Origin of the sequence: Allomuricauda sp. NFXS6, from assembly GCF_040148835.1 — a bacterium.
Taxonomy (GTDB): Bacteria; Bacteroidota; Bacteroidia; order Flavobacteriales; family Flavobacteriaceae; genus Flagellimonas.
The window spans coordinates 58,113-71,678 of sequence record NZ_JAGEMG010000001.1; the positions used below are offsets into that span (position 1 = coordinate 58,113).

Here is a 13,566-nt window from a genome sequence, read left to right on the forward strand (position 1 = left end):
CCTTCGGCCACGCTCAGGATAAACTAAAGTCGAGACCCTTTTTAAAATACTTTGCTATGTTTGGTGTCAGGTCGAGCGCAGTCGAGACCCACCAAATCATGAAACTATATTTTGTCTACATATTAAAATGCACTGACGGATTAACCTACACGGGAATTACAGATAATATGGACCGTAGGTTCGCCGAACATCAAAACGGAACGAACAAAATGGCTTTCACCTATTGAAGAAGACCTGTTAAGCTTATCTTTCAACAAGAATTCAATGATGTTTTGCAAGTCATCAGTTTTGAAAAGAGAATAAAGAAATGGAGCGCCAAAAAGAAGTTTGCTCTTGCTGCGGGCGATATGGACCTGTTGCAAATATTATCGGAGTGCAGAAATGTTTGGCATCATAAGTTTGATCCAAACCAAGATTGAGGTCTCGACTGCGCTCGAACTGACAAACCTCAATTCGTGTCAAACCTTCACCCTTCACCATATAACTTTTACCTTTTGTTTACAACGGAATATTCCCATGCTTCTTCCAAGGGGTTTGCACGGTTTTTTTCTCGAGCATAGCAAAAGTCTTCAATAGTTTGCTACGGGTATCTTTGGGAAGAATAACCTCATCGATAAATCCACGTTTTGCAGCACGGTAAGGATTGGCAAACTTATCGGCATATTCGTCTTCTTTCTCTTTTAATTTAGCTTCGGGGTCATCAGCAGCAGCAATCTCCTTTCTAAAAATAATTTCACTGGCACCCTTCGCCCCCATCACTGCGATTTCAGCACTTGGCCAAGCAAAATTAAAGTCGGCACCAATATGCTTGGAATTCATCACATCGTAGGCACCGCCATAGGCTTTACGGGTAATCACCGTAACGCGTGGCACGGTCGCTTCACTCAAAGCGTAGAGTAATTTTGCTCCGTGCATAATAATCCCGCTCCATTCTTGGTCTGTTCCGGGCAAAAACCCTGGCACATCCACCAAAACCAATAATGGAATATTAAAAGAATCACAAAAACGGGTAAATCGAGCAGCCTTTCGGGAACTTTTTACGCCCAACACCCCTGCCAAGAACATAGGCTGGTTAGCAATTATCCCAACACTTCGCCCGCCCAATCTGGCAAAACCAGTTATAATGTTTTCAGCATAATCTTTATGGATTTCATAAAACGAATCGCCATCAATAATACCATTGATCACATCGTGCATATCGTAAGGCTTGTTGGGATTGTCAGGAACAATGCCAGACAATTCATCCCGTGTCTCATCTCCAAGTTCATAAGGCAACACCGGTGTTGTTTCCTTATTGTTTTGGGGCAGATAGTCCAACAAGTTTCGAATATCATCCAAACAAGTGGCATCATTGGCAGAAGTTTTATGGGCAACCCCAGATTTTACAGCATGGGTACTTGCACCTCCCAACTCTTCCGAAGTAACTGTTTCGTTGGTCACGGTTTTCACCACATTCGGTCCCGTAACAAACATATAGCTGGTTTCTTCCACCATTATAATGAAATCTGTCATCGCCGGAGAATACACCGCCCCCCCGGCACAAGGTCCCATAATGGCCGAAATTTGAGGTATAACCCCCGAAGCCTGCACATTGCGGTAAAAAATATCGGCATATCCACCCAAAGATTTCACTCCCTCTTGAATTCGGGCACCCCCAGAATCGTTAAGACCTATTACAGGCGCACCTACCTTCATGGCCAAATCCATCACCTTACAGATTTTTTCGGCATGGGTTTCCGAAAGTGCTCCCCCGAAAACCGTAAAATCCTGCGCATACACATATACCAATCTTCCATTTACGGTTCCATAGCCTGTTACCACACCATCGCCATAATACATTTCTTTGTCCATACCAAAATCGGTGGTGCGGTGGGTCACCAAAATGCCCATTTCCTCAAACGAACCTTCGTCCAAAAAGTAAAGTACCCTTTCGCGAGCAGTCAACTTTTTCTTTTGATGTTGCTTTTCAATACGTTTTTCGCCTCCACCCAAGTGGGCTTGAGCAATTTTTTCCTGTAGTGCTTTTATTTTGGGATCCATAGGATTCAGTTTGAAGGTAATCGTACTATTTTTTTGTCTTCCAGAAATTGATAAAGGGCAATCATTGCTGCAACTTCTGCTCCGTTGGCCGTTTGCTCCTTGATTTTTTCCGGAGAATAATAATTCTTCACAAAGTGGGTGTCAAAATTACCTGACCGGAACGCTTCATGGGCAAACACAAAACTTCCAAAAGGCAAGGTGGTCTGCACTCCTTTTACTTTATAATTTTGAATGGCATCAAGCATTAGCTCTATGGCCTCCTCGCGGGTTTTACCATAGGTAATCAACTTGGACAGCATGGGATCATAGTAAATGGGGATATCCATTCCTTCCTTAAAGCCGTTGTCCACACGAATTCCATTTCCGACAGGCAATTGATAGGTTTCCAAGTTGCCCACACTAGGCAAGAAATCGTTCAGCGGGTCTTCGGCATACACCCGAAGCTCAACGGCATGACCATTAATTGTAAGATCTTCCTGTTTCATGGGAAGTTCTTCGCCGCGGGCCACCTTTATCTGCAATTCTACCAAATCTACACCCGTAATCAATTCGGTAACAGGGTGTTCTACTTGGAGACGGGTGTTCATTTCCAAAAAATAGAAATTGAGGTCGGCATCCATCAAAAACTCGACGGTACCGGCCCCAACATAATCACAAGATTTGGCCACTTTGCAGGCTGCGACGCCCATTTCTTCACGCAATTCGGGCGTCAAAATCGATGAAGGAGCCTCTTCCACCACTTTTTGGTGACGCCTTTGCACGCTGCATTCCCTCTCAAAGAAATGTAGCACATTACCGTGCATATCGGCCATTACCTGCACCTCGATGTGCCTAGGTGATGTTACATATTTTTCCACAAAAACGGAACCATCACCAAAAGCAGAGGTAGCTTCGCTAATGGCGCGCTTCATCCCTGATTCCAAATCTCCTTCTTTTTCCACGATTCGCATTCCTTTACCTCCACCACCAGCAGAGGCCTTTATCAAAACAGGATAACCGACTTCATTGGCAATTTCATGGGCCTTGGCCACATCGGAAATAGCTTCATCAATACCGGGCACCATAGGAATATCGTAGGCTTTCACAGCTTCTTTGGCTGCCAACTTGCTCCCCATGATCCGAATGGCCTTGGATTTTGGACCAATAAATGTGATACCACTTTTTTCGACAGCTTCCGCAAAGTCCGCGTTTTCACTCAAAAACCCATAACCTGGATGAATTCCGTCAACATGGAGTTTTTTGGCCACCTCAATAATTTTGTCCCCTCGCAAATATGATTTATTGGAAGGCGCTTCGCCAATACAAACCGCTTCGTCAGCTAATTGCACATGGGGGGCATTCCTGTCCGCTTCCGAATAAACGGCCACGGTCTTAACACCCATTTTTTTTACGGTCTTTATGACCCTGACCGCAATTTCGCCTCGATTGGCGATCAATATTTTTTTCATGGTGTTCTATTGAAATTCAATCAACAATTGTTTCTTGTCAACGGCATCACCTTTCGATACACCTATCTTTTTGATTACACCGTTTCTTGGGGAAGTTATAATGTTCTCCATCTTCATGGCTTCCAGGATAAGTAATTGGTCTTCCTCATTGACTTCTTGTCCTTCCTCCACCAAAATATCCAAAATCAATCCCGGCATAGGTGCAGTGATAGAGTCTATATTTTTTCCGCCATTGGTGGCAAAGCCCATTTTTTGGATAAGCTCATCCAATGGGGTCTGAATCAAGGCTTGGTACTCACTCCCGTTAATACTTACGGTGTAGGTTCCTTTATTAAAGTCGGAATCCAAAATTTTTACATGGTACGATGCACCATCCTTTAAAAAATGATAGGCATCAGTACCTGTTTTAATCAAATCCAACGAAGAAATAGTGTCCTTGGAAAGTTTAAAGTCAAAGCCATCGCCAACCTTGACCGAATAAGATTCATTCATATAAAAATTTTCCATTGGTTAGCTTGATAAATATAAGGGTATTGCATTAAAATAACACAAAGCTAAACCCTTAAACTGGTAAAAATTATGACATCGATCATTCATTATTTGGTAGATGATTACTAATTATGTTGTATCATAACAATGCACTAGATATAATCATTTGTTTATTTTTGATGACAAATTTTGAACTATGTTGATTCTAGGGATTGCCGGAGGCACAGGGTGCGGAAAAACAACGGTAGTAAACCAAATTGTTGAGCAATTGCCTAAAGACGAGGTTGGTGTAATCTCGCAGGATTCCTACTATAACGATCTTTCCCACATGAGCCGTGAAGAAAGGACGAAAATTAATTTTGACCACCCCAATTCCATTGACTTCAATCTATTGATTGAGCATATTGACCAGTTAAGGGAAGGAAAGACCGTGGACACTCCTATTTATTCCTTTGTAGAGGAAACACGGATGAAGGAAACCATTCCCACGCCACCCCGAAAGGTGATGATAGTGGAGGGAATTTTGGTACTGAGCAATCCTAAATTGAGGGATATGTTCGATATAAAAATATTTGTACATGCCGATTCGGACGAACGTTTGATAAGAAGGTTGCAGCGGGATACCAAGGAGCGTGGTCACGATTTGGACAAGGTACTCACAAGGTACCAAACCGCGGTAAAACCCATGCACCTTCAATTTATTGAGCCTTCGAAGGAGTTTGCGGACATCATTATACCAAACAATCGATACAATACGGTTGCCGTCGATGTTGTCCGAACCATTATCAACAACAATCTTACATAAAATGGGCCTTAAGGAGTTAAGAAAAAAGAAATGGTTCAAGATTATGACCAACACCTATATTTTGGTGCTGACCATTTTTGTGATTTGGATGGCGTTTTTTGACACGAACTCCCTAATGATTCATTTGGAGCTGGAAAATGAAATAGATAAGTTGGAAAAGGAAAAAGAGTTCCTTAAAAGTGAGATTGCAAAGGACAAGGAAATCTTGGAAAAAATGTCCGATGAAAGGGAGCTGGAAAAGCTGGCCCGCGAAAAATATTATATGAAAAAGGACAATGAAGAAATATTCCTGATTGAATATGAAGATAGCCTAAAGAACAAACAAGATGAATAATACCAACCTATTTCAAGAGTTTCCTGAAGTTTCCGCTAAACAATGGAAACAAAAAATTCAAATGGACCTCAAAGGTGCCGATTACAACGAAACCTTGGTTTGGGAATCTTTGGAAGGCATCAATGTTAAACCCTTTTACCATCAAGAAGACCTAAAGAACATTCCAACTTATTCCTTGCCCAAAGACCACAATTGGTCGGTAGGTCAATCCATTTATGTCGGTGATATTCAAAAAGCCAATGCGAAAGCCTTGGAAATCTTGGAAAAAGGCGCAGAAAGCTTGATTTTCACCATTCCGAATGAGGAAACCGATTTTGAAGCATTGTTCGAGGGTATCAATCTGGAAGGACTGGAACTCTACTTCGATTTTGAGTTTTTGGCCTTGGAACCTATCAAAAAATTGGTATCCCTTCTCAAAGACAAAAAAGCAAAAGCCCATTTGAATATTGACATTATTGGTCACTTGGCAAAAGATGGCAACTGGTACCATGATTTGAAAAAGGACCATGAGATATTGACCGAATTGGTTTCATTGGGCACTTTGGACATATCAATTATTGGAGTTGACCTGTCCCTTTATCAAAATTCAGGAGCCAATATGGTGCAACAATTGGCCTATGGTTTGGCGCATGCCAATGAATATCTCAACCATCTTATCACTTCGAGCGCAGTCGAGAAGTCTTTTCCCATCGCCTTTAAAGTAGCCGTGGGAAGCAACTATTTCTTTGAAATAGCCAAAATCAAAGCGCTGCGATGGTTATGGAAAAGTCTGGCAGCGGAATATGGAATCAAAAGTAATTGTACAATTTTGGCCGTGCCCTCAAAACGAAACAAAACCCTGTACGACTATAATGTGAATATGCTCCGCACCACCTCCGAATGTATGTCGGCAGTTTTAGGGGGAGCAGATAGCGTATGCAATATGGCCTATGATGCCATTTACCATAAAGACAACGAATTTGGTGAGCGTATTGCACGCAATCAACTATTGCTTTTAAAAGAGGAAGGCTACTTTATCGAAGCTTCACAATTTGCTAATGGCACTTATTATATTGAATCACTCACAAATCAACTCACGGAAAAAGCCTTGGTGCTTTTTAAGCAGATTGAAAAAGCAGGGGGTTTTCTGGACAGTTTAAAAAAAGGGATGGTTCAACGAAAAATAAAGGAAAGCGCCGAAAAGGAACAACAACTTTTTGATGAAGGCAAGATAGTTTCACTAGGAACCAACAAATATCAGAATCCACAAGATAGGATGAAGGATAATCTGGAACTCTACCCCTTTGTAAAAACCAAAGCGCGGAAAACAATCATTGAGCCGATAATCGAAAAAAGATTGGCCGAAGCATCCGAACAAAAAAGATTGAACGATGAGTAGAAAAGACCTTCAACATTTGGAATTAAGTTCAAAGTTAGGAGTTCAGAGTTCAGAGTTGAATGAAACTCATAACTCAAAACCCATAACTCATAACTATAGCCACGCCAACTTTGCCGCGGGTATTTCCCCATTTCTTCGTGGCCCCTACTCCACCATGTACGTTAGCAGGCCTTGGACCATACGTCAATACGCAGGTTTTTCCACTGCTGAGGAAAGCAATGCGTTTTACCGACGAAACTTGGAAGCGGGACAGAAAGGGCTTTCCGTAGCATTTGACCTCCCCACCCACCGTGGTTACGACTCGGACAACGACCGCGTAGTCGGGGATGTGGGCAAGGCAGGAGTTGCTATAGATTCCGTTGAGGACATGAAAATCCTGTTCAATGGTATTCCTTTGGACAAAATGTCCGTTTCCATGACCATGAACGGTGCAGTAATTCCAATCATGGCCTTTTATATTGTGGCAGGTCTTGAACAGGGTGTTTCCATGGACCAACTTTCAGGAACCATTCAAAACGATATTTTGAAGGAATTTATGGTGCGGAACACCTATATCTACCCTCCCACTCCGTCCATGCAAATTGTTGCGGACATTTTTGAGTTCACCAGTAAAAATATGCCGCGGTTCAACAGCATCAGTATTTCTGGATACCATATGCACGAAGCAGGAGCCCCTGCATCCATGGAATTGGCCTATACGTTGGCCGATGGCATTGAGTACATCCGAACTGGAATAAAAGCAGGGCTTAAAATTGATGAATTTGCGCCAAGACTTTCATTTTTCTGGGGGATTGGAATGAACCATTTTGCGGAGATTGCAAAAATGCGTGCCGGAAGAATGCTCTGGGCCAAATTGGTAGATCAATTCAATCCATCCAACCCAAAATCATCGATGCTCCGTACCCACAGCCAAACCAGCGGATGGAGCTTGACGGAACAAGACCCTTTCAACAATGTGGCCAGAACTACCATTGAGGCTATGGCGGCAGTATTTGGAGGCACGCAAAGTCTTCATACCAACGCTTTGGACGAAGCCATTGCCTTGCCTACTGATTTCTCGGCACGAATTGCGCGGAACACACAAATCTATCTGCAAAAGGAAACCTATATTACAAAAACAGTAGACCCGTGGGCAGGAAGTCATCAAGTGGAACGATTGACCCACGAAATAGCCGAAAATGCCTGGGAATTGATTCAAGAGGTGGAAAAGTTGGGCGGAATGACGAAGGCCATTGAAAAAGGTATTCCAAAAATGCGCATTGAAGAAGCTGCCGCCAAAAAACAGGCACGTATCGATAGCGGTCAGGATATTATAGTTGGGGTAAACAAATACAGATTGGAGAACGAGGACGACCTGCAAATTTTGGAAGTGGACAACGCGAAGGTGCGCAAGCAACAAATGGCTCGCCTTGACCAAATTCGAAGCAGTAGGGATTCCAAAGCTGTGGAAAAAGCACTTGAAGACATCCGAGTTACTTCCAAAAAAGCTATGGAAAATAACTCTGACCGTGGAAATTTGTTAGCTTTAGCAGTAGAAGCGGCCAAAAAGCGTGCTACCCTTGGTGAAATCAGTGATGCCATGGAAAGTGCCTTTGGACGCTACCGAGCAAAAATTCAATCCTTTACCGGAGTGTATTCCAAAGAAATTAATAACGACGAGAGCTTTGAGAATGCCCGCAAATTGGCGGACAAGTTTGCGGAGCAAGAAGGCCGTAGACCACGTATAATGGTTGCTAAAATGGGTCAGGATGGACACGACCGTGGTGCCAAAGTAGTAGCCACTGGTTATGCCGACCTAGGTTTTGATGTAGATATTGGGCCTTTGTTCCAAACACCGGCCGAAGTCGCAAAGCAAGCTGTGGAAAACGACGTCCATATTTTAGGTATTTCCTCCCTAGCTGGTGGGCATAAAACCTTGGTTCCAGAAGTGGTACAGGAATTGAAAAAATACGGTCGGGAAGACATTATGGTCATCGTTGGAGGCGTAATTCCGAAGCAAGATTACAAACATTTATTGGACAACGGAGCCATCTCGGTTTTCGGCCCCGGTACCAAAATTGCAGATGCTGCCACGGAAATACTCAACATTTTGTTGGACTGACCCGCATAACAATCACGTAAATAAAACTTTAACTTTCTTTAACGTGGAATGCAGGGGTTATTCACCCCCTGTTAACAAATTACATTTTATCGCATCCTAAATAATCGTATTTTTAGCACCTAACTTACTATGAAATGGGCAAGATTATTGCAATTGCAAACCAAAAGGGCGGTGTAGGTAAAACTACCACTACGGTAAACCTTGCAGCCTCCTTAGGTGTATTGGAAAAAAAGGTGTTATTGATTGACGCCGACCCCCAGGCCAATGCAACATCGGGTTTGGGTGTTGATGTTGACTCTATTGAAAAAGGTACATACCAACTTTTGGAACACACCATGAGCGTGGAAGAAGTGACCATTCCAACGGATTCTCCAAATGTGGATTTGGTACCAGCACACATTGACCTCGTTGCCATCGAGATTGAATTGGTGGACAAGGACAATAGGGAATATATGATGAAAGAAGCCCTTAAAAATTTGGGCGACAAGTATGATTTTGTATTGATAGACTGTGCGCCTTCTTTGGGATTGTTGACCTTGAACGCACTTACTGCTGCCGATTCAGTGATGATACCCATCCAATGTGAGTATTTTGCCCTGGAAGGTCTTGGCAAACTATTGAACACCGTAAAAAGTGTGCAAAAAATACACAACAACGATTTGGACATCGAAGGAATGTTGTTGACTATGTACGATTCCAGGTTACGCCTTTCCAACCAAGTTGTTGAAGAAGTGAAGAAACACTTCGCAGATATGGTTTTTGATACCATTATCCAGCGAAACGTTAGGCTGAGCGAAGCTCCAAGTTACGGCGAAAGCATCATAAAATATGATGCAAGTAGTAAAGGCGCCTCCAATTATCTTAACTTAGCCAACGAAATTTTGAAGAAAAACAAGGAGAAAGTTTAGATGGCGAAAGCAACAAAAAAACAGGCACTGGGAAGAGGCCTGTCCGCTCTTTTAAATGATCCAGAAAACGATATTAAATCAGTTTCTGATAAAAATGCGGATAAGGTTATAGGCAATGTAGTGGAATTGGATATCAATTCCATTGAAGTAAACCCATTTCAGCCTCGTTCCAATTTTAACGACGAAAACCTTGAAGAATTGGCCAGTTCCATTCGTGAATTGGGCATTATACAACCGATAACGGTCAGGAAACTCGATTTCAATAAATTCCAATTGGTTTCTGGTGAGCGTAGGTTCCGTGCCTCCAAATTGGTAGGACTGGAGACCATTCCAGCTTACATCCGCATTGCCAACGACCAAGAGTCCTTGGAGATGGCCTTGGTGGAGAACATCCAGAGACAGGACCTTGACCCTATCGAAATAGCACTTTCCTACCAACGACTTATCGACGAGATTGAAATCACTCAAGAAAAGTTGAGTGACCGTGTTGGAAAAAAACGTTCCACCATCACCAATTATTTACGCTTGTTGAAACTGGACCCCATTATCCAAACGGGAATGCGGGACGGATTTATCAGTATGGGACACGGCAGGGCACTTATCAACATCGATAAGAAAAGAGAACAGATCGCCATTTACGAAAAAGTAGTTTCCGAGGGTTTGTCCGTAAGAGCTACCGAACAATTGGTAAAAGACCACAAAGAACCTAAAAGTTCAGGTTCTGAAAAGAAAAAGAGCACATCAAATGTGCCCGAATTTGTTTCCAACAGTTTGGATTCCATCAAAGAACGGCTTGCCACCAAAGTGGACATTACCGCATCAAAAAACGGAAAAGGAAAAATTGTGATACCCTTTCATTCGGAAGAAGACTTTAAGCGTATCAAAAAATTGTTGACAGGTGAATAAAAACCTCCTTTTATTGTTCTTTGCCTTTTTGTTGTTTCACTCAGGATTTTCTCAGGAAGAAGAGGAAAATGAAAAAACAAAACAGCCCCAGCAAACCACAGAGGTGGATTCCATTGCACAAAATATGGAAGGGGAAGGCGTTACTTTTGAAGATGTCACCAAACAAGAGAACATAAATCCTCTTGCACCCAGTAAAGCTGCCTTTTATTCGGCAATACTTCCTGGTTTGGGACAAATTTACAATAAACGCTACTGGAAAGCTCCCATAGTTTGGGGAGCCATTGGAACGGGCATTTATGTCTATTCCTACAACAACACCGAGTACAGAAGGGCCAGAAATGCATTTAAGCGCCGACTTGCTGGTTTTGAAGATGACGAATTTTGGGACTTGAACGGTGATGGCAGCGGACCCGATGTATCTTCGGAAGCATTGCAGGAGGCTCAAGAAAACACACAACGGGATAGGGATTTGGCTTTGGTCATTACCATTGCTCTTTATGCCCTGAACATTATAGATGCCAATGTGGACTCTCACTTAAAACAATACAACGTTAGTGATGATCTGGCCGTTGACTTCAAACCTTATTTAGATATAAACCCCCTTACCTATTCGCCAAATTATGGGATGGCTATGGTCATAAAGTTTTGATATATGAAAATTGGTCTGTTTGGATATGGCAAAATGGGAAAGATGATTGAGCGAATCGCTCAGGATAGAGGCCATACCCTTGTAGCAAAAATTGATAATCCTTCGCAGGATGTGGATTACGAATCCATGGATGTTGCTATTGATTTTAGCACTCCAGAGGCTGCTTTTGATAACATTACCAACTGTTTTAAAAACAAAGTTCCCGTCATTAGTGGCACCACGGGATGGTTGGACAAATTTTCGGAAGCGGTCAACATTTGTGAAGAGCATAAAAGTGCTTTCATCTACGCCTCTAACTTTAGTTTGGGCGTAAATATTTTCTTTGAACTCAATAAACATCTAGCCAAAATGATGGCCGGGTTGGAACAATACAAAGTTGGTATGGAAGAAATCCATCATACCCAAAAACTGGACGCTCCAAGTGGAACAGCCATAACCTTGGCTGAAGGCATTATTGAAAACACACCCTACGAAAAGTGGGAATTGGACAAATCTGGAGATAAAATCATCCCAATAAAATCCATAAGGGAAGGTACGGTACCGGGAACGCATAGCATCGCCTATGGAAGTCCCGTGGACACCATCGAAATAAAACACGAAGCACACAACAGGGAGGGTTTTGCCCTTGGAGCTGTCATAGCATCGGAATGGATACAAGGAAAAATAGGTGTTTTCTCTATGAAAGATGTGTTAAACCTAAGCTAAAAACGTAACAACAATGTAGACCAAGGGTCTAACAAAGAAACTTTTTATATGGACGGTATACAATGGATCATTTTTATCCTGATCATTCAAGTTATCCATTTCTTGGGAACTTGGAAACTCTACGTTAAGGCAGGCAGAAAAGCATGGGAAGCCGCCATACCTGTTTACAATGGCATTGTTTTGATGAAAATCATTAATAGACCATGGTGGTGGGTGCTGTTGTTGTTCATCCCTATCATCAATTTATTGATGTTCCCCGTGATTTGGGTAGAAACCATCAGAAGTTTTGGTAAAAATTCCCTTGTAGATACTTGGTTGGTCATCCTTACACTTGGTCTTTACATATATTACATCAATTATGCTGAAGATGCACAATATATTGAAGACCGCAGCCTAAAACCAAAAACAGGATTGGGCGAATGGGTGAGTTCCATTGTGTTTGCCATTGTCGCCGCCACTTTTGTACACACCTACTTCATTCAACCCTACGTGATTCCAACAGGTTCGCTGGAACGTACCTTGCGTGTTGGTGACTTTTTGTTTGTGAGCAAATTCCATTTTGGTGCACGAGTACCTATGACCACATTGGCCGCGCCTATGGTTCATGATACGCTTCCCGTATTAAAAACAAGGTCATATTTGGCGGACGTAGACCCAGAAACCCATAAAACTTCCTGGATAAACAAATTGCAACTACCCTATATGCGTTTGCCCGGTTTTGAAAAGGTAGAGAAAAACGACATTGTGGTATTCAGCTTGCCGGCTGATACTTTGTATCAGTTCTTCAAGGCCCAAAAAGCCGTAATAAAACCCATCGATAAAAAATCAAACTACGTAAAACGATGTGTGGGAACTCCTGGGGATTCTCTCGAAGTTATCAATGGGTATGTTTACATCAACGGGGATCAACTCATACTATCGGATAGGGCAAAACCTATGTATATGTATGATATTTATGCCCAAAATGGAGTTTCCAGTAAATACTTGGAAGAGGTTGATGCCTCTGACTACGTTCGAAAATACATAGCATCCAATATCAATGAATCCCAATATAATGGATTGGCCCCGTATATTTCTGGGGCAAGACCGACCGACAATGGAAAAATTGAGCTTTACACACAGGAAAATGGCATTCCAACCGATGTAATTCGCCAATTGCGACTTTCGTTGTCCGAGGAAAAACCCCGTTCTCGCATGGCCAACCTAACCCATGATATGGTCTCGTCCTTAAGAAACAATCCTGCGATTGATTCTGTAGTACAAACCATCGAACCGAAAGGGCAATATGGTGGGGCATTTCCTCAAAAACCCAGCCTTTACCCTTGGAACAACGATAACTTTGGACCCATCTATATTCCGAAAGAAGGTGCAACGGTGGAAATCAACTCGAAAACCATTCCTTTTTACAAAAAAATCATCCGCGATTACGAGCACAACGACGTAAAAGTTACCGGGAACAAAGTACTCGTTAACGGTGAGGAAGTCAGTTCCTACACATTTAAGCAAGACTATTATTGGATGATGGGAGACAACCGCGACCATTCCGAGGACAGCAGAACTTGGGGCTATGTTCCCGCCGACCACATTGTGGGCAAACCGGTATTTCTTTGGATGAGTTTTGACAACTTTAGACAAGGCATCGCCAATTGGAGGGTTCGTTGGGACCGTGTATTTACCACCGTTGGGGGTAGTGGTGAACCCGTGTCGTACTTTTGGTACTTTATCGCATTGTTGGCGGGGTGGTTTATTTTTGATTTCCTACGCAAGAGAAAGAAGAACAAAGATTAGATTAACCGTAAACTA

General features: G+C 42.5%; 13 protein-coding genes. 10 read left to right on the top strand and 3 right to left on the bottom strand.

Annotated features, from left to right (window positions below; translation table 11 throughout):
* The first annotated feature begins 98 nt into the window (after positions 1-98).
* Complete coding sequence (locus J4E06_RS00220; RefSeq protein WP_349522035.1) at positions 99-227, top strand: GIY-YIG nuclease family protein; 129 nt, start codon at positions 99-101, stop codon at positions 225-227.
* A 271-nt stretch (positions 228-498) separates the two neighbouring features.
* On the opposite strand, the gene J4E06_RS00225 is transcribed toward J4E06_RS00220, so the two are convergent.
* The 3 genes from J4E06_RS00225 to J4E06_RS00235 are packed head-to-tail and all read right to left on the bottom strand — an operon-like array spanning position 499 to position 3,995.
* Positions 499-2,040 carry an acyl-CoA carboxylase subunit beta gene (locus J4E06_RS00225; protein ID WP_349522036.1) on the bottom strand — a complete coding sequence of 514 codons (1,542 nt, stop codon included), beginning with the start codon at positions 2,038-2,040 and terminating at the stop codon, positions 499-501.
* 5 nt (positions 2,041-2,045) lie between these two features.
* Positions 2,046-3,488, bottom strand: a complete 1,443-nt coding sequence (gene accC, locus J4E06_RS00230) for an acetyl-CoA carboxylase biotin carboxylase subunit (RefSeq protein WP_349522037.1) — start codon at positions 3,486-3,488, stop codon at positions 2,046-2,048.
* A 6-nt stretch (positions 3,489-3,494) separates the two neighbouring features.
* Complete coding sequence (locus J4E06_RS00235) at positions 3,495-3,995, bottom strand: acyl-CoA carboxylase biotin carboxyl carrier protein subunit (protein WP_349522038.1); 501 nt, start codon at positions 3,993-3,995, stop codon at positions 3,495-3,497.
* A 178-nt stretch (positions 3,996-4,173) separates the two neighbouring features.
* Here J4E06_RS00235 and udk point away from each other — a divergent pair, with 178 nt between their 5' ends.
* From udk to lepB, 9 genes are all read left to right on the top strand, one after another.
* Entirely contained in the window at positions 4,174-4,782 is a 609-nt protein-coding gene (gene udk / locus J4E06_RS00240) for a uridine kinase (RefSeq protein WP_349522039.1), read from the top strand.
* A gap of 1 nt (position 4,783) precedes the next feature.
* The gene (locus tag J4E06_RS00245; protein ID WP_349522040.1) at positions 4,784-5,116 is read left to right on the top strand and encodes an FtsB family cell division protein; all 333 of its coding nucleotides are present in this window, start codon (positions 4,784-4,786) and stop codon (positions 5,114-5,116) included.
* Entirely contained in the window at positions 5,109-6,494 is a 1,386-nt protein-coding gene (locus J4E06_RS00250; protein WP_349522041.1) for a methylmalonyl-CoA mutase subunit beta, read from the top strand. The genes J4E06_RS00245 and J4E06_RS00250 overlap by 8 nt, the downstream gene beginning before the upstream one ends.
* On the top strand, positions 6,487-8,595 hold the full coding sequence (gene scpA / locus J4E06_RS00255; RefSeq protein ID WP_349522042.1) for a methylmalonyl-CoA mutase: 2,109 nt from the start codon (positions 6,487-6,489) through the stop codon (positions 8,593-8,595). The genes J4E06_RS00250 and scpA overlap by 8 nt, the downstream gene beginning before the upstream one ends.
* A gap of 134 nt (positions 8,596-8,729) precedes the next feature.
* Complete coding sequence (locus J4E06_RS00260; protein ID WP_014031590.1) at positions 8,730-9,503, top strand: ParA family protein; 774 nt, start codon at positions 8,730-8,732, stop codon at positions 9,501-9,503.
* Positions 9,504-10,409 carry a ParB/RepB/Spo0J family partition protein gene (locus J4E06_RS00265; protein WP_349522043.1) on the top strand — a complete coding sequence of 302 codons (906 nt, stop codon included), beginning with the start codon at positions 9,504-9,506 and terminating at the stop codon, positions 10,407-10,409.
* Positions 10,402-11,058 carry a DUF5683 domain-containing protein gene (locus J4E06_RS00270; protein ID WP_349522044.1) on the top strand — a complete coding sequence of 219 codons (657 nt, stop codon included), beginning with the start codon at positions 10,402-10,404 and terminating at the stop codon, positions 11,056-11,058. The genes J4E06_RS00265 and J4E06_RS00270 overlap by 8 nt, the downstream gene beginning before the upstream one ends.
* Before the next feature lie 3 nt (positions 11,059-11,061).
* On the top strand, positions 11,062-11,763 hold the full coding sequence (dapB, locus tag J4E06_RS00275) for a 4-hydroxy-tetrahydrodipicolinate reductase (RefSeq protein ID WP_349522045.1): 702 nt from the start codon (positions 11,062-11,064) through the stop codon (positions 11,761-11,763).
* A 48-nt stretch (positions 11,764-11,811) separates the two neighbouring features.
* On the top strand, positions 11,812-13,551 hold the full coding sequence (lepB, locus tag J4E06_RS00280) for a signal peptidase I (RefSeq protein ID WP_349522046.1): 1,740 nt from the start codon (positions 11,812-11,814) through the stop codon (positions 13,549-13,551).
* The last annotated feature ends 15 nt before the right edge of the window (positions 13,552-13,566 follow it).